We start from the raw sequence: 25,242 nt of genomic DNA, 5'->3' as shown, positions 1-25,242 counted from the left end.
GTATATCTGACTACTCATTTAATCATTAACTATTTCCAGGAGTTGAAATATGACCACAGGTACAATTAAAGAAAGTAAACAACAACTAGTGCAAGCATTTCAACAAATTCGCGCAGAAAGGAAAACACTAGAATCAAAAATAGCCACTAAACAAGAGGAAGCAGAAAAATTTAAAAACCAAGAAATTTTGGATGCTGCTTCTACCTATACAGTTGACAGTATTGTTAAAGGGTTAGCTGATTTACAGTTAGAGTTTGGTAGTATTGTTAATGCACTTTCAGAAAAGTTAGCTAAGGAGAACTCTAAATTAGATGAACTGAATAAAGCAATAGAAATTGAAACGACACGGCTACAAGAATTACAGCAAATTAGAATTGTCGCAGATACGTTAGATATTTTTACTCAAGAACATCAAGAAAAGTTAAGAATTTTAGAACAAGATACTAATAATACACGAGAAGCATTAGAAAAAGAACTGGCTCAAAGACGCAAAGAATGGCAAAAAGAGCAGACAGACTTTGAAGAGAAATTGCAAATTTACAATGAATTATTAGCAAAAGAACGTCAACAGGAACAGGAAGAATATCAATATAAATTAGAAACTAATCGTAAACTGAATACAGATGCTTATCAAGCAAAAAAACGCCAATTAGAATTAGAAATACAAGAAAATACTCAGCAGAAAGATAAAGATTGGACGGAACGAGAGAAAATTATCACGGAAAGTCAGAATTTATTTATTGAATATCAGCAAAAAGTAGCCACCTTTCCTACTGAAATGGAAGAAGCTGTGAAAAAAGCTAGGGAAGATGCAATTAAAGAAACTAGCCAAAAAGCTAAAGTTGAAGCTGATTTATTTGATAAAGAATGGGAATCTAATAAACAAAGTTATGAAGCAAAAATTCAATCTCTAGAAGAAACAATTCAGAAGCAACTTGAACAAATTGAAGGTATTTCGACGCAATTACAAACCGCACTCAAACAAGCACAAGATTTGGCAATGAGAGCTTTTGATAGTTCCAATTCTAAGTAGATTTTGCTATACCCAATTGAAAAAATAGATATTTTGAAGTCTTTCAAAGGTTAATTATGTCAGCTAAAAAACCCAATGCAAAAAGCACAAAAGCCGAAATTCTCCAAGCTTATGAAGAGTTAGTAAAAGAACAAGCAACACTGAAATCAGAACTTGAACAAGCGCAAAAAGAAACTCCATCTGTACCTAAAGAAAAACCCAAAGCAGAAGTTAAATCAGAACCCAAATCAGAACCTAAATCAGAACCTAAAATAGCTATGAGTCAGCCTACAAGTATTCAACAAAAAATGAATAATACTATTGAAAGCTTGGTTAAAATTCAGCTAGGATTTGGTAGTGCAGCTAATGAATTATCAGAACAGTTAAGTACAAAAGCTTCTAAATTGGCAGAAATTGGTGAATCTGTAACCAATGAAATTCAACAATTATCCCAACTGCATAATTTAGAAATTTCCGAAAACATTTTAGATACCCTCATTCAATCTTATGATGATAACGCTAAAACTTATCAGGAGGAATATAACGAACGCTATGAGGTTTTATCCCAAGAAATATTAGAACTGAGAAATGCTTGGACAAAAGAACAGGAAGAACATCAAAGGACAATTAAAGAACGCAATGATAATTTAAATAGAACTAGACAACGGGATGCGTCTGAATATAAATATGATTTAGAACTTCAGCGAAAATTAGCCAGTGATGAATATGCACAACAGGAGAAGTTATTATATAAAGAATTGGAAGAACTGCAACAACAAACTGCAAAACAGTGGGCTGAAAGAGAAAAAGCAATTTCTGAACGAGAAAAACAATTTGAAGAATTAAAAAATAAAGTAGAAGTTTTCCCGAAAGAAAAAGAAGCTGCAATTAAAAAAGCCACGGAAGAAGGTAAAGGTATTGCAACTTATCAAGCTAAAGTAAAATCAGATTTATATGCTAAAGAAGTGGAAGGACAAAAACGTTTTTATGAACAGAGATTGCAGTCTTTAGAACAAACTATTAATAATCAGGAAACGCGATTGCAAAACCTCTCTAAACAATTAGAATCTGCACTTAAACAAGTTCAGGATTTGGCTGTTAAAGCAATTGAAGGAACTGCAAATGTTAATTCCTATCAGGCTATTAAAGAAATAGCCTTGGAACAGGCCAAAAGTCAAGTAAAAAATAAATAACCAGCATCGTAGGGGCGAAGCATTCGGAAGATAAACTTGGGGAAAACCGATAATTTATCGCCCGAATGCTTCGCCCTTACATGGGAAAAAACTTCGCCCCTACATGGGGAAAAACCGACAATTTATCGCCCGAATGCTTCGCCCCTACTCCTATCATCATCCTGTATTGATTTATTCTGTTTTCGGTTTTCCAAATCCTAAAGGTGGTTGTTTTCTTTTCTTTTTGGCGTTGTTGTTTGTTTGCGCTTTTTGGGAATTTTGGTTAGAGTTTGGTTCTTGGTTAGACATCGGATTTATCTGTAAAATTAGTGACGGTTTTATCTACACCAGAAAGATAAATCATTCCAGAAATTAATAATGTGTAATTGATTTCAGCAATTCAAGCGAAACTAGAAAAATCGAGATTGGGTGGTATATCTTGAATGCGTCCTAGTCCAATTGCTCGCAATGCTTCTTTGAGAAGAATATCTCCAGTATATAAGGCTTTACCAACAATTACACCTGTCACGCCTTGGGGTTCTAAACATAATAAACTTAACAAATCGGTGACAGAACTCACACCACCAGAAGCAATAACAGGTATAGAAATTGCAGACGCGAGTTCCCGTAATGCGTCTAAATTGGGTCCTTGTAGTGTACCATCACGGTTGATATCGGTGTAAATGATGGCTGCTGCACCTAATTCTTGCATTTGGGTAGCGAGTTGGGTAGCTAAAACTTCTGAGGTTTCTAACCAACCGCGAGTAGCAACTAAACCGTTACGAGCATCTATGCCAACTATAATCTGTTGGGGAAATTCTTGACAGAGTTCTTGGACTAGTTGGGGTTGTTCTACGGCGACAGTTCCGAGAATTGCCCATTGTACACCGAGATTAAATAATTGTGCAACACTAGAGCGATCGCGCAAACCTCCACCAACTTCAATAGGTACTGAAACTGCATTACTAATGGCTTCAATGGCTGCTAAATTAACAATTTTACCCGCTTTTGCTCCGTCCAAATCAACTAAGTGTAATCTCGTCGCACCTTGATCTGCCCACATTTTCGCAACTTCAACGGGATTTTCGCTGTATACTTGCGATTGTGCGTAATCTCCTTTATATAGTCGTACACAACGACCTTCTAGTAAATCAATTGCTGGTATTACTTCCATAATTGGTAATTGGTAATTGGGAAAGAAGGGAACAGGGAACAGGGAACAGGGAACAGAAGGCAAGAGGCAAAAGGCAGGAGTAATATATTATTCTCCCCATCTCCCTATTCCTTATCCCGTAATTCTTGGACTGCTTGACGAAAACCTAATACTAAGAGGATATTAGAAAGGGTTAAAAAGACTTCTGCACCGCCATGTAACCAGTCTATATTGGCTAATTGTTCTCCATAATGCACTTTGGCATAAATTCCGGCGGGGATGGTAACACCGACAAATACCAATGTGCCGTAAAATCCATATAGGGCGAAACGTGGCATTTGTGGACTGCGGCTGATAAACCACAAGAAACCCAAATAGGGAAATAGAGAAAGGGCAAATAGGGTTTCTTTTGATATCATTGCTCTGATTTGATAGTTTTTGTCTCAACGGTGGTTGCAGACTTGGTAGAACGCCAAATCCACACTGCTGCCGCCCAAAGGGTAAAATTACCCAATAATGTCATGGTAGCTTGGAGAGTGACTAACCATTCTAGAGATTCGGAGTTGTCGAAATAATGCCAGGTGCAAGCACACATTGCACTGATTAAAGCTGGTAACATAGCAAAGGATAATCCCCACCAACTAGGGTTTTTTGTCAGTTCACCGTATCTCCAGATTAACCAAATAGCGGCTATCCATTCAATGACACTAGAAACATGAATTATCCAGGTAGGAATTGAAAGTGCGTGCATAATTAATTCAAAATTTAAAATCTAAAATGGGGAAGATGCGAGTTTTATTATCTGGGTATTACGGTAAGGGTAATGGTGGTGATGAAGCTTTGTTAGCCACACTTCTGCAAATGTTACCACCTGATGTTACCCCTGTGGTACTTTCTGGAAATCCTGAAGAAACTCATCGGCGTTATGGTGTGGAGAGTTACAACCGCATGGCGCTTTTACAGGTAATTAAGGCTTTGCGTTCCTGTGATGGGTTCATCTGGGGTGGTGGGAGTTTAATACAGGATGTGACTAGTACCATTAGCCCTTTTTATTATGGCGGATTAATGGCGATCGCTCAAGTTATGGGTTTGAAAACGATAGCTTGGGGACAGGGAATAGGTCCTTTATTGCGTCCGCAAACTCGTTGGTTAGCAAGGCAGAATTTTGCAGGTTGTGTGAAAGTTAGTGTGCGCGATCGCAATAGTTCTGCTTTATTATCAGATTGGAATATACCACATATCCTTGCACCTGACCCGGTTTGGGCGTTAGAATCCAAGCCAGTAGCAGAATTAGCCGATTTACCAAAACCCAGAATTGCAGTTACTCTCCGAAATCATCCTCAACTTACAGAAACTCGGTTAACCAATTTAACTCGTGCTTTGGTTGATTTACAAACAGCTACTCAAGCATACATTTTAATTTTACCATTTCAGAAGAGCGAAGATTTAGAAATTGCCGAAAAAATTCAACTGCAATTAACAGATAAGAGTCAAATTCTTTGTTTAGAAGATCCCCAACTTTTAAAAGGTGCGTTTCGGGGTGTAAATATGGTAATTGGTATGAGATTACATAGTTTAATTATGGCAGCTAGTGAAGGTTGTCGTTGTTTTGCTTTAAGTTATGATCCCAAAATAAACCGTTTGATGGAAGATTTATCTATACCTGGATGGGATTTAGCAAATATACCAGATGATGTAAATTCAATTAGTAAAACTTGGTTGGATTTTTATCAAAATGGTGAGTCTTTATCATTTGAGAAAATCCAATCTTTGGTAAATGGGGCGTTTTTGCATCGGGAATTGTTGCAGGAAGCGTTAAAGTGAAATTTCGTAAATTCAACAACTACATCATACAAACTTAGTCTATAAGTTATAATAATTTCAACAAAGTTGATATCATCTCCAAGGAGATTACTATGACAGCTATCACCGTCAACTTCAACCCCATTATCCAACTCACCGACAACCAATTTTATCAACTTTGTCGAGAAAATCCTGAAGTTAAATTTGAACGCAATGCAAAAGGAGAAATACAGATTATGTCACCCACAGGAGGAGGAACTGGAAAACGCAATGTTGAAATTTCCGCAGATTTTGTGTTCTGGAATCGTCAAACTAAACTAGGAGTTTGTTTCGATTCTTCCACCTGTTTTAAACTTCCCAATAGTGCAAATCGTTCTCCTGATGTCGCTTGGATAAAAAAAGAAAGATGGGATGCACTCACACCGGAAGAACAGGAGAAGTTTCCACCAATCGCACCAGATTTTGTTTTAGAGTTAATGTCACCAAGTGATAGTTTACAAGACACCCAAGCAAAAATGCAGGAGTATATAAATAATGGAGTTAAATTAGGTTGGTTAATTAATCGGAAAATGCGTCAAGTTGAAATTTATCGTCTTGGTAAATCTGTGGAAGTATTAGAATTTCCCCAAGAATTATCAGGAGAAGATGTTTTACCAGGGTTTGTTTTAAACTTGCAAATAGTCTTGGGATAAATACAGCAATATTATTCACCACTGAAGTAGCGAAGCTTATCTCGAAAATAACAAAAGCTTGGTGATTGATTATTTTCAATATCCATAAAAGGAGAAATTTTTTCTGCCCAAACAGCCTTTTCTTTACCAATTGCCTGATAACCAAGTTTAGACAACTTTTGGCAACCACCGGAAGATACTGCATCTGCTAACTTCTCCCATGTACCACAGATATCATCATTAGTGTATGAATTTAAAACTGCTTGTTTGGCGCTCGGATAAGCTTTCTTCACTGCTGCTAAATCACCTAAATACCATGCCTCTCCTTCTTCAATAGCAATGCAAAATTGTGTTTTTGGCTTGGAATTACAAGAATTTTCTAGTTCAAGTAGTTGTTTCCGAAAAGCACTCAGACAGCGGTCATCAAGATCGCAAATGATGATGAGGACAGCCTTATAATCAGCAGGATAACTAGCAAATGTTTTACCATAGCCTTGAATAAGTCTTGGTAGCTGATCAAGTAAAATTCGTTTATTAGCATCAGAAGTAGATTTTAAACCTTGAGGAATATGTCCTATACCTTTGTAAGGATGGATCTTAAATGTGTGTTGTTCAGTGTTAATAATTTTGGGTACAATAATTTCCAAAGCAGTTTTGCCAGAAATATCCTCAACTAATATCTCAAAGTGCATATATTCACCTGGCATCCAAGTAATCACTATACCAAAGTCCGCCAAGGGGCAACCCTTCAGAAACAAGATTATTAATCAGAGGATCTTCACTAGCTCGCTTAATTTTAGCAAATCCATCCTCGCCCTTTTCTAATATCCAAACTTCTTCAGGTTCTAGGGCATCTACAAAATATGGTTGATGTGTTGTTACAAATATTTGTGATCCATGCTTGTGACCTGTAGCGTGTTCTCTAAATTCTCGCGCTAGGGTTTCTAAAAGTTTATGGTAAAGTCCATTTTCTGGTTCTTCAATACACAAAAATGGTGGTGGTGATGGGTCTTCTAACATCAGGAGATAGGCGAATACTTTGAGTGTGCCGTCTGACATTTGTTGGGAATAAAATGGATCTTGAAACCCTTTGTCGTTGAAACACAAAAGAAGTCTTCCATCTGGACTTGGGTAGGTACTAATCTTGTTGACACCGGGAATTTTGTGAGCTATTTTTTCAAGTATAGATTGAAATTTTTTTGGATGTTCTCTTTCCATAAACTGAACTACATTACCGAGATTATCTCCATGAATATTCAAATGCTTTTGGGGTCCAGCTAGAGGTAAACTGCGGGCAGCATCTGGTGTAAAATAGCTTAAATACCATCCTTCAATAAATCTTCTAAACATAGAAATTCTGGGATGTTGCTTGAGTGAACCTAAAGTAGCAATTCCTAGTTTTCGTTTATCATCAAGTTCAACTACTTCAGTTTCTTTGCTTTCTTCTCTTTGGATTTTTTCTATGAATTTGGATAAATCAAAATCACCTTTTTCTTCTTCAACTTGTTTACCTTCTTGTTCACCTTTCCATGCAATTCCTCTACCTTCATTGAGAATAAGAAAAGAAAAAGGTTGTCCCCTAGTTTGTCCTTTTCTTCTTTGTCTGAGTCTCTCCTTTTTTACATAAGGTCTTCCAGATGAATCAATATCTATTGCCAACTCATAAGTAATTGGTCGGGCATTACCATCCTCTTTATAATAGATATCAAACTCAATACTGCCCTCTTGTCCTTGAGAACGAATTTTCTCAAAACCACCACGACCACGAGCATAAAAAGCTTCTTCTACTCCATTTTTCAAGCAGTCGGCCAGAAAACCAAAAGTATCGAAAATTGTACTTTTTCCTACACCATTCTTACCGATAACTGCGGTCATTGGTGCTAATGGCTTGGCGTTCTGCGTGTTCCACAGTTTACCCAAGGTGATATCTCGAAGAACTCTATAATTTCTGACCCTAAAGCCTTCTACTTTAGACATTTAAGACCCTCTACGCAACTAAAAATAATCCTATCATTTGCTTTAATAATATAACAATTGGATAAGTTAAAAGAATGTAGAATGTAGAATGTAGAATTAAGTTTTGCAACGGGGATTTTACCTCGACGCAAAACCCGCTGCTTGTAGAAGCAGGGGACTTTCACCTCCAAAGGTAATACCAATTCTGTATAAATATGCGCTCAATTTAAAGATAAACTAACCGCAGAGACGCAGAGGACGCAGAGAAGGAAAGACAAGGTTAGGAAATTCGGCGCAGTCTCATAAAGAAATGGTATAAGTTCAATATTATATTATGCTTTATTTTTATAATTGTCTCACGGGAATTTGAATACAAAATGCTGTTCCCTGTCCTAATTCTGATTCACACCAAATCGATCCTTTATGTTTTTCAACGACAATTTTATAACTAATTGATAATCCTAAGCCTGTACCTTTACCGATGGGTTTTGTGGTGAAGAAAGGATTGAATATTTGTGTTCTTACCTTCTCAGTTATCCCTGCTCCATTATCGCCAATCTTTACCCTGATAGATGCAGAATCTACTATTTCGGTTTTAATCAAAATCTGAGGTGTAAAATTTGCTTGTGTTCCATTCTTGATGGAATTATTTTCCCAGTGAGAGACAAGAGCATCTATAGCATTACTAAGCAAATTCATAAATACTTGATTCAGTTGTCCTGGATAGCATTCAACTAAAGGTAACTCAGCGTATTCTTTAATAACTATAATTTCTGGATGATCTGAATTTGCTTTTAACCTATGTTGCAAAATTACTAAAGTGCTATCAATTCCTTCATGCAGGTTAACAGATTTCATTTCCGCTTGATCTAAACGGGAGAAGTTACGTAAATTTAGCACTATTTGGTCAATGCGATCGCTACCTATTTTCATTGAACTCAACAACTTTGGCAAATCTTCAGTCACGAATTCCAAGTCAATTTTCTGAATATATGCTTGAATCTCGGCATCTGTCTGCGGATATATTTGCCTAAAAAGTTCTATTAATTTTAATAAATCTTTAGTATATATTTCGGCATGATTAATATTGCCAGAAATAAAGCTGAGGGGATTATTAATTTCATGGGCAATACCCGCTACAAGTTGTCCTAAACTAGACATTTTTTCGGTTTGAATTAATTGTGCTTGAGTGGTTTGTAACTCCTGCAAAGTTTGTTCTAATTCTAAAGTTCTTGCTGATACTTTGTGTTCTAAATTTGCATAAGCATCATCAAGAGCATTAGCCATCCTATTAAATATTTTTGCCATTCTTCCTATTTCATCCCTACCCTGATCATTAATTCTAACTGTATATCCAGGATTTAAAGCGGCTTGATTCATTACCTGGGAAATCTGATTAATTCTCGTGCCTACTAATTTATCAAATAATAAATATATCAGACTGACAATTACAATTGTTAAACCTATAAAAGTAAATATAAAAGCTTGCATCATTACCGCTTGATTAGTGCGTAAATCTTTAGTAGGTACATAAATTATCAAGGCACTAATAATGTCTCCAACTGGCCAGTTAAAACCGTTAACTGTACCGTATTTATCTCTAATTTCTTGAGGTGCATCTTCTGGTCTGCCATGACATTTTAAGCAGCTTGTTTCCATTTTAATTGGTTTTGCTACATAAAACCATTCTGTATTTTGATTTTTTTTATATCCAGTTTTTTCTGATTCGTTTTGATTGTTCTGAAAATAGGTGATTATTTCTGATTCAAATTTATCTGCTTTATTAGCATAATTAAGGGGATTTAAAGCAGGTTGTTTATAAATATAATCAGGTAATTGTTCATTAAATATTTCAAAAATCTTGCGTGTAGCAAAAGCATTAGACTGAGCCTCAAAAATCATTGTTTTTGTATGTTTTTCCACAGCGGGAGCTAATTCTTCAATCACATAATTTCGGCTGGCTTCTCCAAAATTCAAGACTAATTTACTGCGGGTATAGGCTTCTTGTTTAAACACTTTCCCTTGGATGCAATTTAAGTTCCATACTCCCACAGGCATGATAATTATTAAGGATATAATTACCGCTATTGTGAACTTAAGTTTAATAGAAATTTTGGGACAAGATTTGACAAGAGGTGTAAATACCTGAGTAGGCATTTCTTCAACTTTTTTGTACCGCATTTTTTCTGTAGAAAGAATATATATCCACGGTTTTGAAGAACAGATTAATAAATTTTCAGGTGGGGATTACCTACCCTACTAAAATCCTCATCTATCCAAGAGCAAGATTAATCTATTCTCAATATAACGGTAACATATCAAACATAATGTCAATGCAATTAGGAAATTAAGACAAACTAACAATTCCTGACCATTGCACCTTTTTTTCCCTTTCCCGTCGATAAGAAAAGAAATGCTCTGGAGTTTGATAGGTACAATAGGGAGCGATCGCAATTTGTTCTACATCAATTCCCAATTGTTGCAACTGCAAAGCATTAACCCGACGCACATCTAAACGCACCTTTCCGGGTTCTGTATCTGGTAATAAAGGTGAATCAGGCAAATCGTGTAAAGCAGTAACTATTTTTTCTGGGTCATTATGTGGTAAAATAGTGCTTCCGATTTCCGCAGCCACTTCCACGGAAACTTGGTAAACTTCGCCGGCAATAGCCGGACCCATAGCAATCCGCAAATCTGCCAATTTGCTACCTTGGGATTGCATTCTCTCAATGGCTTGGGGAACAATCTTCGCTGCTGTACCCCGCCAACCAGCGTGTAGAGCCGCTACCTGTCCGATTTTTACATCCCCAATCAGCACAGGTGTACAATCAGCAGAAGCCACCCAAATCGCCTGTAAAGGTGCTTCACTGATTAAGCCATCTGCCAAAGCCAACTCATCATCGCTGTGGTTTAAATGTTCATCAACCTCTTGGGGAGTCAAAACAGTATTACCATGAACCTGTTTTAAACGATAAGCAGCAGCCTCTGGTTGCAACACCTTTGTTAACTCGTGCGGTAGACGCGGCCAAAACTGCTGAGTAAAAAAACCATGAGGCCAAAGTCCCAAAAGATTACAAGTCAGGTAAGGTAGACCTTCCCAATTGTGCCAGTGCCAAGTGTGCATCTTCAACCAAACCTAAACAAAAATTCAAAACCGCCAATCAATGCTAACTTGAACAACGGGAATTAGGGAAATAACTGTGGGATTTGATCAGCAAATTTTAGAAAATTCCTTGCACTTAGGGCGTAAACATCCTTATGTACCATTTTCTCTTCAGATTTTTGACAGTCTCCCGTCAACAAATCAAACAGTATGGGAATTGCTCAAGCAAGGATCAAAACCAGGATGTGTCGTTATTGCTACAGAACAGACCGCAGGAAGAGGACAATGGGGACGACAATGGTTATCTCCTACTGGTGGTCTATACCTTTCGGTTGCCACTGAGCCTAAACTAGAAGTTACCAATAGCTATCAACTAACCTTTGCTAGTGCTTGGGGAATTGCGTCACAATTACAAAAGTGTGGCATAAGTGTGGGAATAAAATGGCCTAATGATTTAGTATTAAGTGGTCGCAAACTAGGTGGCATTTTAACGGAAACCAAAGTCCATAAAGGACAAATTACTCAAGCAGTGATTGGTGTTGGTATTAACTGGTCTAACCCAGTTCCAGAAACTGGCATTAACCTAAAATCGTGGCAAACTACCCAGAATTTGCAACCGATTTCTGGAGTAGAAATGCTCACTGCTCACGTTTTACTAGGAATAGAATCCGGTCTAGAGTGTCTTCACACCGAAGGAATAAGCATACTATTGTCTCGCTATCTTGATTTACTTACAAACATGGGTGATCAGGTTTATGTAAATAATCTTTTAGGCACTGTAGTTGGGGTGACACCCCAAGGAAATCTCCGTTTAAAAATGGCTGAATATGATCAGAAGGAACTAATAACAGCAGAAATTTTTGTAGAACCCGGTACAATCAGTTTGGGTTACTGTCAATCTTCTGTTTAACTTTTGTTTAACTTTTACCGCAGTTATCAGCTGTCAGCTATCAGCCCTTAAAATATTGATCTAGTTGCAAAATTACTGATTAAATATCTGACCACTGACCGCTTAATGCTCTGTTGGCCTCATCTCTTTAAACTTATTTACACACAACTGAGAAAAAAAATGACGCAGCGCCATAAATCTGCCCATAAACGCTTGAATAAGCGGACTCAAGATTTAACAAAAAGACGCTTTGCGTCTACCTTACCAGCCCAGAGTCTTGGTTGGTTGAGTAGTGTTAGCCTTATAAGTGGTGGTTTTGTATTTGCTCAAACGGAATCATCAGTAGATAACATTGTTCCGACTATTGAAAGTTCCCAGCCGACAGTAGTTGTCACAGAACCAACAAAAAAAGATAGTCCTGCCGCAGAAGCAGTACCATCACAACCAGATTTTGCCGAACGGCGAGTTAGGCTGAGAAAAAAACTCCATCAGGAAAATGTTTCCCAAACAACAGAACCAACAAGAATATCTCAACCAAAAGTAGAAAATTCTCAACCCGTTGTCATCATCAGAACCTCTAAACCGAAAGTAGAAAATTCTCAACCGGAAGTACGTGTGAGAATATCTAAACCAAAAGTAGAACAATCACAGGCTGAAAAACCCTCAGCACCTGAAAAACCGGCAGAAGTGGCTAAACCAGCAAATAACTCTAACGGTGCTGGCAGTTCAACGGCTAGGAAAACTAAAGATTACAATAACACCTACATTGATCCCACAGAATACAACGGGACTGCAACTGGCAAATATGAAGCACCCAGTTCTGTCGTTGTCACAGAACGCTCTAGCGGTTGTGAAGCTGTTTTCTCTAAAAAAGAAATTGCTGCTGGTGCTTGTGGTAAAAAAGCAACCGATACTCCCCGTGTAGCTGATTCTCCCAAAAAATCAGCACCTAGTTGGATCAAAAAAAGTGAAACCGCTAGTTTAGAAAAAGCGCCAAAAGCACCGCAGGTAGCCACTAAGTCTAGCCCACAAACCCAAACTGTTGTGAAGACGGTGGCAGCTGCTGTCAATAATAATCAGAGTTGGCGTACTCCCCAGGCAAATACTAGCAGTTCTACAAAAACCGCTTATCGTCCTAATCGGTTTATTCCTCAACCTAGCGAGTTTTCGTCAACTACAACAGTCAGTGCTACACCCATAGCCCCCAGTTTTGGGTCTTTACCTGCACCAATGGCTGAGGGTAATGTGGAACCACGTCCGAGTAATGTCTCCTATGATTTCGCCCTGGCATCGGTTTTACCACAAGTTCCTTATAGTAATGCCTTTGCTTACCGTGGTGGTGCTTCTGGAGTAGCTTTTCCCGTGTCTTTTGCTGCACCTGTGACTTCTTTGTTTGGTTGGCGGATACATCCTATTAGTGGCGATCGCCGTTTCCACGCTGGTACAGATATAGGAGCGCCCACAGGTACACCAATTTTAGCAGCGGCTAGAGGTCAAGTGGAAACCGCTGATTGGATGGGTGGTTATGGTTTAACCGTCACCGTTAATCACAGTTCTGCCCAACAAACTCTTTACGCGCATATGTCAGAAATCCTAGTTCGTCCCGGTCAGTGGGTAGAACCAGGAACTGTGATCGGCCGCGTTGGTAGCACTGGTAACTCTACTGGTCCTCACTTGCACTTTGAAGTCCGCCACCTAACCGCCAACGGCTGGGTTGCTGTTGACCCTGGTGTGAAGTTACAAGCTGGACTCAATAACTTGTTGTACAGCAGACGCACAGCACAGGCTAGGTAGGAAGATGGGGAGATGGGGAGATGGGGAGATGGGGACTAGTGACTGGTGACTGGTGACTGGTGACTGGTGACTGGTGACTGGTGACTGGTGACAGAATAAATATTACTTATTCCCCATTCTTCATTCTAAATTCTAAATTCTAAATTCCCCCATCCCTATAAATACCCGTGTTCTACTAAGAATGCGGGTGAAATGTCTTCTTGATGATGGGTTTTTCCGGGAGAGATGAATTTTTCAACGTATTTACCGAGGATATCTGCTTCTAGATTTACCCAGCTACCAGGGACTAAATGACTTAGGTTTGTTTCCGAGTAGGTGAGAGGAATGACGGCTGCTGTAAACTGACAGTGTTCGGGTTGATAGGTGGCTACAGTGAGGCTAATACCATTGATGGCGATGCTACCTTTGGGGACGATATAGCGAGCGATCGCATCCGGTGCAGCAAAGGTCATTTCCCAAGAAGTCGCTGTCTGTTCTGCTGCTACTAACTCTCCCATGCCGTCTACATGACCCATGACAAAATGACCTCCTACTTTACCACCCACTCGCAGCGATGTTTCTAGGTTGACATATCTGGCTTGGGTTTCTTCTCTAGCTAAAGTGGTACGACGTAGGGTTTCTGGTGAAGCGGTGGCTATAAAGCCATCTTTTAAAATCTCTTCCACTGTTAGACATACGCCGTCTACTGCTACACTATCGCCATAAGTCAAATCGTGCATAATAACATCCGAATGGCTGATAAAAGTAATCTGCCATGAATCGCTCGATAAGGGTTTGATTTTACCTAATCCTTGAATTAATCCTGTAAACATGATTTTTCTGCCAAACTAACTCTATTTATTGCTTAATTTTGGCTGAAATCAACTGATAATTACGACCAAAAATGTAAAACCTTTTAAAAATAATTTCGGAAATTTTTTTGGTTGATCAAATTTCACACATTCACATCAATCTCAAGGCATACTTGGTTAAGATGATGATTATTTTGGGAGAGGATAGCTTGACATAAGTCATTGCAGAAAAAATAAAGTCCAGATTACCTGGGTTTTATATAGCAGTTTAATAGAAGCCATTATAAAGAAGAAAAGCTCTATGTTTACTTCTGTCCCAGAACAACCCAAGCAAGGGTATTATTTGCCACATAGCACTCAAGCAATTAAAAGATTTTTGAGGGTTAGCCAATGATTGAAATGAGAGTCGCTGGTATAGCATTAGATGCCATAACCCGCAGTCCGATTGTACTCTTGAAAGATAGTTCAGATCGTCGGGCTTTGCCAATTTATATCGGTCAGGATCAAGCAAGGGCAATTATGGGTGCTATGGAGCATCAAAAACCACCTCGACCTTTAACTCATGACCTGATGGTGAATATTTTGGAAGCATGGAATATGACCTTAGAAAAGGTGATTATCCATTCTTTGCAAAAGGATACATTTTACGCTGCTTTAATTGTACAGCAAGGCGAGGTAAAAAAAGAAATTGATGCCCGTCCTAGTGATGCGATCGCTATTGCTTTACGGACAAATGCACCGATTTGGGTAATGGAAGAAGTAGTAGCAGATGCTTCTATTCCCGTTGACCGTGATGCTGATGAAGCTGAACAAGAAGCTTTCCGAGAATTTGTTTCTAATCTTCGTCCTGAAGATTTGATCAAACGATTTGGTAATGGTGATAGTTAAATAGGGGACTGGGGACTGGGGACTGGGGACTGGGGACTGGGGACTGGGGACTGGGGAATTTAGAATGAAGAATGAAGAATGGGGAATAAGTAATATTTATTCTGTCACCTGTCACCTGTCACCTGTCACCTGACTTTATGAAATATCGCCGTTTTGGTAAAACAAATTTACAGCTTTCAGTTTTTTCTTTGGGGACAATGCGTTATTTAGCTAACGTCGAAACTGCCCAAAAAACTATTGAAAAAGCTTTATCTTTGGGAATTAATCACATAGAAACCGCTAGGGGTTATGGTCAAAGCGAGGAGTATTTAGGTACAGTAATAAAAAGCGGTTTGTCTGTACCACGCAATCAATTATATATCACTTCTAAAATTCCCCCTTGTGCTGATGCTGACTCCATGCGTCGATACATTGATGAATCTTTAAAACGTTTAAATTTAGATTATTTAGATTGTTTGGGTATTCATGGTTTAAATACTAAACAACATCTGGAATGGGTAGAAGCTAAAAACGGTTGTATGCAAGCTGTACAAGAAGCAGTAAATGATGGCAGAGTTAAACATATTGGTTTTTCTACTCATGGTGCTTTAGAGATTATTTTGGCAGCAATTAATACAGGTTTTTTTGAATTTGTTAATCTTCATTATTATTATTTTTTCCAACGTAACTCTTTAGCTATTCAAGCAGCGACAGACAAAGATATGGGTGTGTTTATTATTTCTCCTGCTGATAAAGGAGGAAGACTTTATACACCACCAGATAAATTAAAGGAACTTTGTCAACCATTTACACCTTTAGAATTAAATTATAGATTTTTATTGAGTGATTCAAGAATTACTACTTTAAGCGTAGGTGCTGCAACTCCAGAAGAATTAATTGCACCTTTGGCAGTTTCTCATAATATTAATGAGTTAACAATAGAAGAGATACAAGTTTTTAAAAACTTAGAAAAACACCAAGATCAAGTTTTAGGAACTGATAAATGTAGTCAATGTTATGCTTGTTTACCTTGTCCTGAAAATATCAATATTCCTGAAGTTTTAAGATTAAGAAATTTAGCTGTTGCTTATGATATGAATGATTATGGTAAATATCGTTATGGAATGTTTGAAAATGCAGGTCATTGGTTTCCAGGAATGAAGGGAAATCGTTGTACAGAATGCGGAGATTGTTTACCGAAATGTCCTGAAAATTTAGATATTCCGACTTTGTTAAATGATACCCATGAAAGATTAAATGGGAAAGCTGGGAGGAGGTTGTGGAGTTAGATCCCCGACTTCTGAGATTAATTTATAATTTATTGAGAAGATAAAAAAGAAGTCGGGGATCTTTAAATATTTTGTCTGAATCTGGATATCCAGGATTTTAGGATTTACAGGATGTGGTGATTCAGACAATTAAAATCTGCAAATCATTTTCATTGATAAGCATGGCGTTGTTGGTCAATTTCTGTAAATATTTCGGTTAAATCAGGTTGATTTTCCCACACACCAAATAATTTATTTAGTTTAGCTAATTTTTCCTCTTCTGTTAAAGATAATTGTGGTGCGGAAATTTGCTTTTCAATAAAATTCAAATCTACTATTATTTCTGTTCCATCGGGAATATTATTAATTTGTTCTATGATTTCAATGTTTTGACCGCGTTTTATACCTCTAAATTTCATGTTTAGTTTTCCTCTATTTTGAGAAATCGGTTAGACAACTATTATAACACTTTTATATTCAGTATCGGGTAACTGCTAAATTGATAAGTTACGTAAATTCTCTATTGCTTTTTGTGTAGATAGTTTGAGCTATTTATAAGGAATATCTAGAAAATAAACAATTTTTTGATTATGGTGACATAAAAATTACAATCATTATTATAATAATGTTAGTTATTTAACACACATCATCATGAGTTCAAAAACAAAGGAATTACAGGCGGGTTACGCTCAAACTCGCTTGCTGCTTGCGTTGTGGGATTTGGGAGCAAGTGAACAAGAAGTGAAAAAAGGTTTACTGACGAAGCGGATAGTGGCTAAAGGTCAGAAGATGGCCGACTATAAGGAGATTTTAGAGGATTTGCAAATGCAGGGGGCGGTTAATGTTTCTCGAACTGGTTACTCTCTCATGTCACCCATAGGTTTAGAAGTGTTGGGTGCGGGTTTGCGTAGTGGTGAGTTTAAGTTTGAGGGGACTATTGTTGGTACTTGGGCTGCTAATGCGTTGCTGCGGTGGATAGGTCAGATTGATGTTGCGGTAAGTGCGCCGGTTGCGTTAGTTGATGCGGTTAAGGGTGGGGTTATTGGTTCTTATGAGGAGTTTAAGTCTGTCGCGTTGAATGTTTATGACAAGTTGAATTATGAACACAACTTTAATAATTTAGTACCTATTTATCGCATTAGGAGAACAATAGGAGAACGAGTTAACAGGACAGAATTTAATGATTTTCTACTAGAAATGCAAGCAGATGATATTTTCCAACTTCAAGGAGGGAGTGTAGAAGATAGCGCACCAGACAAAATAGAAGATTCTGTCAGTACAGAATTAGATGGTTTACGTTGTTACGCTCGACTTTTGAAAGCTTAAATCTCATTGAAATCTTCACACACCAACTTTACATTATTATGACTACTAACACATCTAGCATTGATGAATTAATTAAGACTCATAACCCATTTGCAGGACATATTGTAGTTAGACCTCAGCAAATATGGGGAAAAAGTTTTCCTGATGTTCCTTCAATTAATGCTCATGCTTCTAATGCTGTATTTGATGCAATTGACAAAATTAATCAAGGTCAACGTCAGACAGTAGGGATTACAATGACTGCGGAAAAAGGACTAGGTAAAAGTCACATCATTAGCCGAATTCGCCATCAATTACAAACAAGAAAAGATAGCTTATTTATCTACATGAGTAGATATGATAACTTGAATCAAATTCAAAATCAGTTTTTAGAAAGTGTTACATCTAGTTTAAGATCATTTTCTAAACCTAATGTGATGCAATGGCAAGAAATAGCAGCATCTTTAATTAATGAAGGAATGCAATGGAAGTATACAACTGAACAATATATTGATAAAATCTTTCCAGCTTTATTAGAGAAACATTCTGGTAAAGTAGTTGAACAAATAACAAGAAAAATACTGGAAATTAAACCTGAAATTACTAATACTTACATAATTCAATCAATTATATGGACACTTTCCAAAATCCATATTAATGCAGCAAATTATTGGCTTGCAGGGCGAGAATTGCCAGAAGAAACGGCTAAAATAATGGGATTACCAAATATTACCAACAGTGACAAAGAAACTCAAGCATTAAATAATGTTCGGCAAATTTTAGATATTGTCAGTGATTATCGAGTTCCTGTGATTTGTTTTGATGAATTAGATATTGCGGACATTGCAGATAATGGATTTACAGCAGCGCAAATTATCGCTAATTTAGCCAAGGATTTATATAATAACCTTGACAAAGGTATATTACTATTAGCAATGTATCCTGAAATATGGCGTGATCAAATCAATTATTTACCAAATGCTGAAGCTGTAATTGATAGATTAGTAAGTGACAAAGCTGATAGACAACCAATAGTTTTAAAGTATCTCAATTCTGATGAAATTGTTGCTTTGGTTAAAACATGGTTACAAGAGTTTTATCAAAAATATCAACACACTCCTCCTCATCCTCTCTACCCATTTAATGAAAACAAACTCAGAGAACTTGGTAAAGGTAAACCTACTATTAGGTCAGTTTTAAAATGGTGTGCGGATAATTTTAATGGAAAACAACCAAATGATCCACCAGAAAAATTACCAATAGATCCTCATCCTGTTAAACCATACTTTCAAAGTGAAGTAGTACATTTGAAAAATTCTATCAATTTACTGCTAGATAATGAACAAGAAATTTCTAAAGCCCTTAAATTTTCTTTTGAAAGGCTAATAGGTGAAACCATAGAAGGAGTGACAATTGAAAAGATTGAAGATGTACCACATGATAACTATCTTGATTTTAAAATTATTGGAAATCAACAAAAAACTAAAATTGGAGTAGACGTTGTACAACAATCAGGTGGTGTTGGGGTTACAACAGCTTTGAGTAGATTAATTGATTATCAAAAATTTGATTTAACTCGTGGTTGCTTAGTGCGTTCAAAGAAAATTGCTCCTGCTGCTTCAGCAGCTAAAGAAAACTTGAGAATTCTTTTGAAAGAAAAAGGTGGAGAATGGGTGAGTTTGCAAATTCAAGACATTAAACCTCTTTTAGCTATATTTTATGTTTGGGAGAATCGAGATAGTTATGAGTTGACAGAAGAGCAAATTTTTGAGTTTATTAAACAGAAAAAAATTGCAATTACAAATCCTTTGATTCGAGAAATTTTAAGTGACCCGTCGGGACAAGAACCAACTCATTTAACTGATGATGGATTACCTATTATGATTCCTCAAAGTGTTGAGAATACCGATGATATTAAATTCAACCTATAGCTAATTAGAAATGAATCAATCTTTTTCACTTTCAACAGCATTGTGTTTATCTGTCTCTGATATTGAAGCCTTAATACAAGGACGCACAATAGCAGCTTTACCCAGGATGTTTATTCGTCCTGGTCAAAAATTCGCTCTTTATCCTGTTAATACTACAGGAAATATACTCTTAATTAAAGCTTGGGCTAAATGTGAGCTTTGCCAAATTCTAGATAAAACAACTCCATTAGATGTTTTATCAAAATTAACAATCTGGACACCAGAAGCATTTGAGGCAATAATACAGAAACATGAAAATATTTTTCTGGCTTATTTGCGTGTTTATCATTTACCTCAATTTATTGAAGTTCCAGTTAATCCAAATATTCAAGATAAACTAGGTAAATTTGTCGGTTTACCTAATATTTCCGCTTCTGAAGATAAACCCGTATTAAGTAATCAGGTATTTATTCAACGTAAACAACAACTAGAAAAACGAGAACCTTCTCCAAATACTGAATTGGAAGAATTACAAATTGCTTTATCACAAATAGCCCAAAATAACCCAGCAGCACAACAATTAGAAAATGATATCAAAGTATTTTTGGGTTGGAGTAATGCACCAACTAGAAATACATCTGATTTAGCTTGGATAAAAACGATTACATCTTTAGGAGATAGAAGCATAGAAAAAAATGAGAAAAAAAGTAATTACCAAGCGGGTACAGATTTTGAAATTATCACACGCCAAAGTCTTGATTTTTTAGGATTTAAAGTGGAGGAAGATTACAAAGGTGGTGCTGGAGGTTTAGATTTATATTGTTCACAACCTTATCCTATTGTTTGCGAATGTAAAGCAGGTAAAAGTATTCCTGACAATGCAACAGAAGAATTATTTAGAATTGCTAAAAGACATCTTAAAGAAAATTATGATCAAGCGATGCGTTTGATTATTGGACCCAGTGAACCCACTAAAAATCTGAAAGAATCTGCCCAAATATCAAAAATCAGTATCATCAAAACTATGACATTACAAAAATTAGTTGAACTCAAAGCAAAATATCCAGGTGCGATAAATTTAATTGAATTAAAACAATACTTAGAACCGGGGCAAATTGATGATAAAATTAACGAATATATAGATAAAATAGAACAAGAGATAAAATTGCGATCGCACATTATTCAAGCAGTCAAAGAAATTCCTAAATCAACAAATCAAAATTCTGTAACAGTCATAGAAATTCGTAGTCACTATAACGCCATCAATAAATCAACTTTAACAGATGAAATAGTACATGATTTATTAATAGAACTATCATCACCCCTAACAGGTTACTTAGGAAGAGAAAAAGGAAACGACTGGAAAACAGATAAATTCTATTATTTACGAGACTTACCAATAAATTAAAAATAACTCTTCTCTCTGCGCTCTCTGCGTCTCTGCGTGAGAAAAAATCATCCCAAAGTCAAAACACCAGCTGGAAAATTCACCACCAAAGGTAAAAACTCCAACCAAGCTGAACCCAATAAAATCTCCGTCAATTCATCTCCAGCATAAACAGGAACTTCATACTCTTGATGATCCAAAATTGCCTTACCTAAATAAAGATCAAATCTTGACTCTCCCTGTGCAGTACGTAGCTTTTCCTTAGATATAAACGACCAATTCAATCCTTCTAAATCTTGTTTATTAATAGCCATAAAGCCTGTAAATCCAGTATCAAATAAAGCATCTACAGGCAGATTTAAGCCATCAGCAGTAATTAATTCAACTTCAAAAAATAACCGCCCCTCATCACCAAAATAACCCTGTATCATATTCTGCCAGTTACTCCAGTTTCATTAATACCAAATAAAAAATGTATCACATTAGGATGTTTCTCTCTAGCTTTCTTACTAGCAGTTTCCTTATCCTGATCAACAAAATAATCACCGCTATCTGGTTCTATAGCAATATACCAACCATCATGTTCTTTGATCAACTCAGGACGCAATTGTTCAAAAATTGCCCAGCAACGTTGATAAAATAGTTCATCTTCAGCTTTACGTTTAGCTAACTCTTCCGGTGATAAAGTCAGTTCAGGAAAAATTCTGCCTCTTCTTCTTGGTTGTTGTGATGTTAATTGTGTCATAGTTTTAAAAGCCAACTTTAACTATTTTGATTGTATCAACAAATCACCCTAAAGTTAAAACACCTGCTGGAAAATTCACCACCAAAGGCAAAAACTCCAACCACCGTGAACCCAATAAAATCTCAGTTAATTGATCTCCAGCATAAACAGGAATTTCATACTCTTGATTATCCAAAATTACCTTACCTAAATAAAGATCAAAAGCTTTTTCTCCTTGCGCTGTTATCAATTCTTGTTCACGTAAAAATTGCCAATCTAATGCTTCTAAATCTTGTTTATTAATAGCCATAAAGCCTGTAAACCCAGTATCAAACATAGCATCTACAGGCAGATTTAGTCCATCAGCAGTAATTAATTCAATTTCAAAAAATAATTGACCTCCATCACCAAAATAACCCTCAATCATATTCTGCCAACTGCCCCAATTTCATTTAACCTAAACATACAATGTACAGCATGAGGGTGTTTATCCCGTGCTTGTTGACTAGCAACTTCTATATCCTGATCAATGAAATAATCACCGCTATCTGGTTCTACGGCAATATACCAGTTATAATGTTCTTTCATTAACTCAGGACGGACACGCTCAAAAATTGCCCGACAGCGTTTATGAAAAGCATCTCTTTCCGCTTCCCGTTTAGCTAACTCTTCCGGTGATAAAGTCAGTTCAGGAAAAATTCTGCCTCTTCTTCTTGGTTGTTGTGATGTTAATTGTGTCATAGTTTTTAACTCAATTATTCAAACTAAGATAATTGTAACATATTATATTTTGTTGTAAGAATTCATGAGAGGCGATAAGATCCCCGACTTCTTTTATTTATTGTGTCCATAAATGATAAATTGATCTTAGAAGTCGGGGATCTGGGTATGAACGATTGCTATTTTGCGTGAGATTAAAAAAAATTAAATCCCCGACTTCTTAAAGAAATCGAGGATTTAAACAACAGGATAATTAATTGTATTTAACCGAGAGAAACAGTTAAACTACCTGGTTTAGCCAAATCACCGGTTAACACCACACCGCGATTATTAGCATGGAGATGACGGAGAATTTTGTAAATTGCTTCGACTTCATTAGAAACGCCGGCTTTATTAGCAACTTCAGAAAGAGAAAGTGCTTTCTTTTCTGTTTGCAATACAGTCATTACTTTTTGTTGTAAATCGAGAATTACAGCGGCGGCTTTTTTACCAGCTTCCACACCGGGTTGGTGATAAGCATTAATATTAACTAAGCTGGCATAGAAACCTACAGCCCGTTCATACAATGCAATTAACGCGCCAACTGTGCGAGCATTAACTTGAGGAATAGTCACTGTAATGGAATCGCGGTTATTTTCATACAGTGCTTGACGAGTTCCTAACAAGAAACCAGCCAAATAATCACCAGAAGTCACACCTGGATCAATTTCTGGAGATGCACCTTGACGGTCTTCTAAAACCTCAATTAAGGTTGCAAAGAAATTGGGTACACCTTCCCGCAATTGTTGAACATAGGCGTGTTGGTCAGTAGAACCTTTGTTACCATAAACGGCAATACCTTGATATACAGTTTTACCGTCTAAATCTTTTTCCTTACCCAAAGATTCCATTACCAGTTGTTGCAAATAGCGGCTAAATAATAACAAGCTGTCTTTATAAGGTAAGACAACCATATCTTTTTCGCCTTTGCCATTTCCAGAGAAATACCAAGCCAAAGCTAACAAAGCCGCTGGGTTATTTTTGATATTAGCGACGCGAGTAGCGTCATCCATTTCTTTTGCCCCATCCAGCATGGCACGGATATCAATGCCCTGTAATGCCGCAGGAACTAGCCCTACAGCAGACATTTCCGAGGTACGTCCACCCACCCAGTCATACATAGCAAACCGAGCTAACCAGTTTTCAGATTTTGCAACTTTATCTAGGTTGCTATCTGGTCCGGTAACAGCCACTGCATATTTAGCAAAGTCTAAATTTTTGGCTGTGTAGGCTTTTTTCACCTCAATCATGCCATTACGGGGTTCGGGAGTTCCCCCAGACTTGGAAATGACTAATACTAAAGTGCTGGCGAGATTTTCGATTTGGGAGAGAACCCGATCAATACCTGTAGGATCGGTATTGTCGATAAAATGAATCTTTAGGGGTGGAAAATCGGGTGCGAGGGCTTCAGCGACAAATTCTGGACCCAAAGCCGAACCACCAATACCGATAGAAATTATATCTGTGAAGCGGCTTTCCTTGGGGGGATGTATAGCCCCAGTGTGAACCTGGTCAGCAAAAGCTGCGATTTGTTCTAAGGTTTGGACTATTTCTTGTGTCAGTTCTGGAGTTGGCGCTAAGTCTGGATTTCGCAACCAGTAGTGTCCTACCATCCGGTTTTCATCAGGATTGGCGATCGCTCCCTTTTCCAAAGCTGCCATATCCGCAAACGCTTTGTCAAACTTCGGCTGCAACGATTCCACAAAAGCATCATCGAACCGCATCCGACTAATATCTAGATACAGTCCTAGTCCCTCGTGGAAATATAACCAATCTTGGTAACGTTGCCAAAGTGCCTTAGCATCCATCATGAGGGAATTCTCACATAATATTGGTCAAACTCCAGTTTAATGTATGGTTTTGGCGATCCCTGCTTTGTCTTATACAGTTTTTAATCAGGTGACTGGAGATTGGGGGATTGGGGGATTGGGTACTTCTGATAACTGATAACTGTTTAAACATCAGGCTTAGGAACAACACGCAAGAATTTGACTATTTCGCCAGTAATTTCTATACCAATTAGATAATTATCTATAGTAAACCGATAAAAAAGACCTTCCTGATCCAGTTGTCGCAGTTCTGGGAGTTCATGCAGATGCCATTTTTTGGACGTAAATTCCACAAAAACGAAATCGTACACCCGTATATAGGCAGCGGGTTCTAAACTTTTGAGGTCTACCAGAAAAGACCTAGCATAGCGCACTTCTACTTCCAGATTCACTCTTATTTACCCAGTTCTTGGTTGTTAAATTTCGTTTGTGGTTTAGAGAAACATTAACAGTCGTATGGCCTCATCGTGAGTTAATATGTCCCACGGATGCTGTGATTTCTTAACTTGTTCGATAGATTTAATCATATAAGAATCAAAGTGCAAAGCTTCAACAAGCTCCCAGACACTTTGCATATCTTCATCAGCTATTTGTTCAATGAGGTGGTGCATCCTAATTCGCAGTAAATTCATAACTAACAAAAATAGCAATAGTTCAAGTCAATACTTGACAATACCCAAGGTACACTACAATCTAATTCGTTGCATTCTGAAATGGGGATTGGGGTGCAAGATAGGAAAAAATGAATTCTTTCTCCTGACTCCTGTAAGGGCGAAGCATTATTTGTAAGGGCGAAGAATTATTTGTAAGGGCGAAGAATTATTTGTAAGGGCGAAGAATTATTTGTAA

The 25,242-nt window shown here is 37.3% G+C and carries 27 protein-coding genes; 11 read left to right on the top strand and 16 right to left on the bottom strand.

The window, feature by feature from the left end:
- Positions 1-49: 49 nt before the first annotated feature.
- Both VB694_RS03435 and VB694_RS03430 read left to right on the top strand, forming a co-directional pair.
- Entirely contained in the window at positions 50-1,033 is a 984-nt protein-coding gene (locus tag VB694_RS03435; RefSeq protein WP_323358916.1) for a hypothetical protein, read from the top strand.
- Between the two features lie 56 nt (positions 1,034-1,089).
- Entirely contained in the window at positions 1,090-2,205 is a 1,116-nt protein-coding gene (locus VB694_RS03430) for a hypothetical protein (RefSeq protein WP_323358915.1), read from the top strand.
- A gap of 379 nt (positions 2,206-2,584) precedes the next feature.
- On the opposite strand, the gene hisA is transcribed toward VB694_RS03430, so the two are convergent.
- From hisA to VB694_RS03415, 3 genes are all read right to left on the bottom strand, one after another.
- The gene (hisA, locus tag VB694_RS03425) at positions 2,585-3,358 is read right to left on the bottom strand and encodes a 1-(5-phosphoribosyl)-5-[(5-phosphoribosylamino)methylideneamino]imidazole-4-carboxamide isomerase (protein WP_323358914.1); all 774 of its coding nucleotides are present in this window, start codon (positions 3,356-3,358) and stop codon (positions 2,585-2,587) included.
- A gap of 104 nt (positions 3,359-3,462) precedes the next feature.
- On the bottom strand, positions 3,463-3,756 hold the full coding sequence (locus VB694_RS03420; RefSeq protein ID WP_323358913.1) for a DUF3593 domain-containing protein: 294 nt from the start codon (positions 3,754-3,756) through the stop codon (positions 3,463-3,465).
- Positions 3,753-4,088, bottom strand: coding sequence for a DUF2499 domain-containing protein (locus tag VB694_RS03415; RefSeq protein WP_323358912.1), 336 nt, complete (start codon positions 4,086-4,088; stop codon positions 3,753-3,755). The genes VB694_RS03420 and VB694_RS03415 overlap by 4 nt, the downstream gene beginning before the upstream one ends.
- 26 nt (positions 4,089-4,114) lie before the next feature.
- On the opposite strand from VB694_RS03415, the gene csaB reads away from it, so the two are divergent.
- Together csaB and VB694_RS03405 are read left to right on the top strand one after the other, a co-directional pair.
- Entirely contained in the window at positions 4,115-5,161 is a 1,047-nt protein-coding gene (gene csaB / locus VB694_RS03410) for a polysaccharide pyruvyl transferase CsaB (RefSeq protein WP_323358911.1), read from the top strand.
- Between the two features lie 92 nt (positions 5,162-5,253).
- Positions 5,254-5,832, top strand: coding sequence for a Uma2 family endonuclease (locus VB694_RS03405; protein ID WP_323358910.1), 579 nt, complete (start codon positions 5,254-5,256; stop codon positions 5,830-5,832).
- Between the two features lie 11 nt (positions 5,833-5,843).
- On the opposite strand, the gene VB694_RS03400 is transcribed toward VB694_RS03405, so the two are convergent.
- The 4 genes from VB694_RS03400 to pgeF all read right to left on the bottom strand — a co-directional run bounded on the left by VB694_RS03400 (position 5,844) and on the right by pgeF (position 10,891).
- The gene (locus VB694_RS03400; protein WP_323358909.1) at positions 5,844-6,503 is read right to left on the bottom strand and encodes a DUF4276 family protein; all 660 of its coding nucleotides are present in this window, start codon (positions 6,501-6,503) and stop codon (positions 5,844-5,846) included.
- 4 nt (positions 6,504-6,507) lie between these two features.
- Positions 6,508-7,788 carry an AAA family ATPase gene (locus tag VB694_RS03395; protein WP_323358908.1) on the bottom strand — a complete coding sequence of 427 codons (1,281 nt, stop codon included), beginning with the start codon at positions 7,786-7,788 and terminating at the stop codon, positions 6,508-6,510.
- 324 nt (positions 7,789-8,112) lie between these two features.
- Positions 8,113-9,948 carry a c-type heme family protein gene (locus tag VB694_RS03390; protein WP_323358907.1) on the bottom strand — a complete coding sequence of 612 codons (1,836 nt, stop codon included), beginning with the start codon at positions 9,946-9,948 and terminating at the stop codon, positions 8,113-8,115.
- Positions 9,949-10,114: 166 nt separating this feature from the next.
- Entirely contained in the window at positions 10,115-10,891 is a 777-nt protein-coding gene (pgeF, locus tag VB694_RS03385; protein ID WP_323358906.1) for a peptidoglycan editing factor PgeF, read from the bottom strand.
- Between the two features lie 76 nt (positions 10,892-10,967).
- Between pgeF and VB694_RS03380 the strand changes: the two genes are divergently transcribed.
- Together VB694_RS03380 and VB694_RS03375 are read left to right on the top strand one after the other, a co-directional pair.
- The gene (locus VB694_RS03380) at positions 10,968-11,780 is read left to right on the top strand and encodes a biotin--[acetyl-CoA-carboxylase] ligase (RefSeq protein WP_323358905.1); all 813 of its coding nucleotides are present in this window, start codon (positions 10,968-10,970) and stop codon (positions 11,778-11,780) included.
- A 159-nt stretch (positions 11,781-11,939) separates the two neighbouring features.
- The gene (locus tag VB694_RS03375) at positions 11,940-13,553 is read left to right on the top strand and encodes a peptidoglycan DD-metalloendopeptidase family protein (protein WP_323358904.1); all 1,614 of its coding nucleotides are present in this window, start codon (positions 11,940-11,942) and stop codon (positions 13,551-13,553) included.
- 155 nt (positions 13,554-13,708) lie between these two features.
- Here the strand turns inward: VB694_RS03375 and VB694_RS03370 are convergent, their stop codons facing one another.
- Entirely contained in the window at positions 13,709-14,365 is a 657-nt protein-coding gene (locus VB694_RS03370; protein WP_323358903.1) for a riboflavin synthase, read from the bottom strand.
- A 369-nt stretch (positions 14,366-14,734) separates the two neighbouring features.
- Here VB694_RS03370 and VB694_RS03365 point away from each other — a divergent pair, with 369 nt between their 5' ends.
- Both VB694_RS03365 and VB694_RS03360 read left to right on the top strand, forming a co-directional pair.
- A complete protein-coding gene (locus VB694_RS03365) occupies positions 14,735-15,232 on the top strand; it encodes a bifunctional nuclease family protein (protein WP_190559445.1) in 498 nt (165 codons plus the stop codon).
- Between the two features lie 137 nt (positions 15,233-15,369).
- On the top strand, positions 15,370-16,500 hold the full coding sequence (locus VB694_RS03360; RefSeq protein WP_323358902.1) for an aldo/keto reductase: 1,131 nt from the start codon (positions 15,370-15,372) through the stop codon (positions 16,498-16,500).
- Between the two features lie 149 nt (positions 16,501-16,649).
- Here VB694_RS03360 and VB694_RS03355 read toward each other — a convergent pair whose 3' ends face one another.
- Positions 16,650-16,898: a hypothetical protein gene (locus VB694_RS03355; protein ID WP_323358901.1), complete on the bottom strand. Its 249-nt coding sequence runs from the start codon at positions 16,896-16,898 to the stop codon at positions 16,650-16,652.
- A 232-nt stretch (positions 16,899-17,130) separates the two neighbouring features.
- On the opposite strand from VB694_RS03355, the gene VB694_RS03350 reads away from it, so the two are divergent.
- Genes VB694_RS03350 through VB694_RS03340 form a run of 3 tightly spaced genes read left to right on the top strand, consistent with a single transcriptional unit; the run spans position 17,131 to position 21,102 of the window.
- The gene (locus tag VB694_RS03350) at positions 17,131-17,805 is read left to right on the top strand and encodes a hypothetical protein (protein WP_323358900.1); all 675 of its coding nucleotides are present in this window, start codon (positions 17,131-17,133) and stop codon (positions 17,803-17,805) included.
- 38 nt (positions 17,806-17,843) lie between these two features.
- Complete coding sequence (locus VB694_RS03345; RefSeq protein WP_323358899.1) at positions 17,844-19,715, top strand: P-loop NTPase fold protein; 1,872 nt, start codon at positions 17,844-17,846, stop codon at positions 19,713-19,715.
- Positions 19,716-19,725: 10 nt separating this feature from the next.
- Positions 19,726-21,102: a DUF1802 family protein gene (locus tag VB694_RS03340; RefSeq protein WP_323358898.1), complete on the top strand. Its 1,377-nt coding sequence runs from the start codon at positions 19,726-19,728 to the stop codon at positions 21,100-21,102.
- Between the two features lie 47 nt (positions 21,103-21,149).
- Here VB694_RS03340 and VB694_RS03335 read toward each other — a convergent pair whose 3' ends face one another.
- From VB694_RS03335 to VB694_RS03305, 7 genes are all read right to left on the bottom strand, one after another.
- Positions 21,150-21,512 (bottom strand): aspartyl protease, encoded by a 363-nt coding sequence (locus tag VB694_RS03335; RefSeq protein WP_323358897.1) that lies wholly within the window; start codon positions 21,510-21,512, stop codon positions 21,150-21,152.
- Positions 21,509-21,826 (bottom strand): hypothetical protein, encoded by a 318-nt coding sequence (locus tag VB694_RS03330; protein WP_323358896.1) that lies wholly within the window; start codon positions 21,824-21,826, stop codon positions 21,509-21,511. Before VB694_RS03330 ends, VB694_RS03335 begins: the two co-directional genes overlap by 4 nt.
- Before the next feature lie 43 nt (positions 21,827-21,869).
- A complete protein-coding gene (locus VB694_RS03325; protein ID WP_323358895.1) occupies positions 21,870-22,232 on the bottom strand; it encodes an aspartyl protease in 363 nt (120 codons plus the stop codon).
- On the bottom strand, positions 22,229-22,546 hold the full coding sequence (locus VB694_RS03320; RefSeq protein ID WP_323358894.1) for a hypothetical protein: 318 nt from the start codon (positions 22,544-22,546) through the stop codon (positions 22,229-22,231). Before VB694_RS03320 ends, VB694_RS03325 begins: the two co-directional genes overlap by 4 nt.
- Positions 22,547-22,788: 242 nt before the next feature.
- A complete protein-coding gene (locus tag VB694_RS03315; RefSeq protein ID WP_323359002.1) occupies positions 22,789-24,372 on the bottom strand; it encodes a glucose-6-phosphate isomerase in 1,584 nt (527 codons plus the stop codon).
- A 146-nt stretch (positions 24,373-24,518) separates the two neighbouring features.
- On the bottom strand, positions 24,519-24,779 hold the full coding sequence (locus VB694_RS03310) for a cytotoxic translational repressor of toxin-antitoxin stability system (protein ID WP_323359001.1): 261 nt from the start codon (positions 24,777-24,779) through the stop codon (positions 24,519-24,521).
- A 48-nt stretch (positions 24,780-24,827) separates the two neighbouring features.
- Complete coding sequence (locus tag VB694_RS03305) at positions 24,828-25,025, bottom strand: hypothetical protein (protein WP_323358893.1); 198 nt, start codon at positions 25,023-25,025, stop codon at positions 24,828-24,830.
- Between the last annotated feature and the right edge of the window lie 217 nt (positions 25,026-25,242).

Origin of the sequence: Anabaena sp. UHCC 0451, assembly GCF_034931405.1 — a bacterium.
Lineage (GTDB): Bacteria > Cyanobacteriota > Cyanobacteriia > Cyanobacteriales > Nostocaceae > RDYJ01.
Note: the sequence above shows the minus strand (reverse complement) of the source record. Positions and strands in the feature narration are given on the sequence as shown.

Bases quoted from the DNA above. Each gene is read 5' to 3' on its own strand.
- VB694_RS03435 (WP_323358916.1), top strand. From the start codon at position 50: ATGACCACAGGTACAATTAAAGAAAGTAAACAACAACTAGTGCAAGCA.
- VB694_RS03430 (WP_323358915.1), top strand. From the start codon at position 1,090: ATGTCAGCTAAAAAACCCAATGCAAAAAGCACAAAAGCCGAAATTCTC.
- hisA (WP_323358914.1), bottom strand. From the start codon at position 3,358: ATGGAAGTAATACCAGCAATTGATTTACTAGAAGGTCGTTGTGTACGA.
- VB694_RS03420 (WP_323358913.1), bottom strand. From the start codon at position 3,756: ATGATATCAAAAGAAACCCTATTTGCCCTTTCTCTATTTCCCTATTTG.
- VB694_RS03415 (WP_323358912.1), bottom strand. From the start codon at position 4,088: ATGCACGCACTTTCAATTCCTACCTGGATAATTCATGTTTCTAGTGTC.
- csaB (WP_323358911.1), top strand. From the start codon at position 4,115: ATGGGGAAGATGCGAGTTTTATTATCTGGGTATTACGGTAAGGGTAAT.
- VB694_RS03405 (WP_323358910.1), top strand. From the start codon at position 5,254: ATGACAGCTATCACCGTCAACTTCAACCCCATTATCCAACTCACCGAC.
- VB694_RS03400 (WP_323358909.1), bottom strand. From the start codon at position 6,503: ATGCACTTTGAGATATTAGTTGAGGATATTTCTGGCAAAACTGCTTTG.
- VB694_RS03395 (WP_323358908.1), bottom strand. From the start codon at position 7,788: ATGTCTAAAGTAGAAGGCTTTAGGGTCAGAAATTATAGAGTTCTTCGA.
- VB694_RS03390 (WP_323358907.1), bottom strand. From the start codon at position 9,948: ATGCGGTACAAAAAAGTTGAAGAAATGCCTACTCAGGTATTTACACCT.
- pgeF (WP_323358906.1), bottom strand. From the start codon at position 10,891: ATGCACACTTGGCACTGGCACAATTGGGAAGGTCTACCTTACCTGACT.
- VB694_RS03375 (WP_323358904.1), top strand. From the start codon at position 11,940: ATGACGCAGCGCCATAAATCTGCCCATAAACGCTTGAATAAGCGGACT.
- VB694_RS03370 (WP_323358903.1), bottom strand. From the start codon at position 14,365: ATGTTTACAGGATTAATTCAAGGATTAGGTAAAATCAAACCCTTATCG.
- VB694_RS03365 (WP_190559445.1), top strand. From the start codon at position 14,735: ATGATTGAAATGAGAGTCGCTGGTATAGCATTAGATGCCATAACCCGC.
- VB694_RS03360 (WP_323358902.1), top strand. From the start codon at position 15,370: ATGAAATATCGCCGTTTTGGTAAAACAAATTTACAGCTTTCAGTTTTT.
- VB694_RS03355 (WP_323358901.1), bottom strand. From the start codon at position 16,898: ATGAAATTTAGAGGTATAAAACGCGGTCAAAACATTGAAATCATAGAA.
- VB694_RS03350 (WP_323358900.1), top strand. From the start codon at position 17,131: ATGAGTTCAAAAACAAAGGAATTACAGGCGGGTTACGCTCAAACTCGC.
- VB694_RS03345 (WP_323358899.1), top strand. From the start codon at position 17,844: ATGACTACTAACACATCTAGCATTGATGAATTAATTAAGACTCATAAC.
- VB694_RS03340 (WP_323358898.1), top strand. From the start codon at position 19,726: ATGAATCAATCTTTTTCACTTTCAACAGCATTGTGTTTATCTGTCTCT.
- VB694_RS03335 (WP_323358897.1), bottom strand. From the start codon at position 21,512: ATGATACAGGGTTATTTTGGTGATGAGGGGCGGTTATTTTTTGAAGTT.
- VB694_RS03330 (WP_323358896.1), bottom strand. From the start codon at position 21,826: ATGACACAATTAACATCACAACAACCAAGAAGAAGAGGCAGAATTTTT.
- VB694_RS03325 (WP_323358895.1), bottom strand. From the start codon at position 22,232: ATGATTGAGGGTTATTTTGGTGATGGAGGTCAATTATTTTTTGAAATT.
- VB694_RS03320 (WP_323358894.1), bottom strand. From the start codon at position 22,546: ATGACACAATTAACATCACAACAACCAAGAAGAAGAGGCAGAATTTTT.
- VB694_RS03315 (WP_323359002.1), bottom strand. From the start codon at position 24,372: ATGGATGCTAAGGCACTTTGGCAACGTTACCAAGATTGGTTATATTTC.
- VB694_RS03305 (WP_323358893.1), bottom strand. From the start codon at position 25,025: ATGAATTTACTGCGAATTAGGATGCACCACCTCATTGAACAAATAGCT.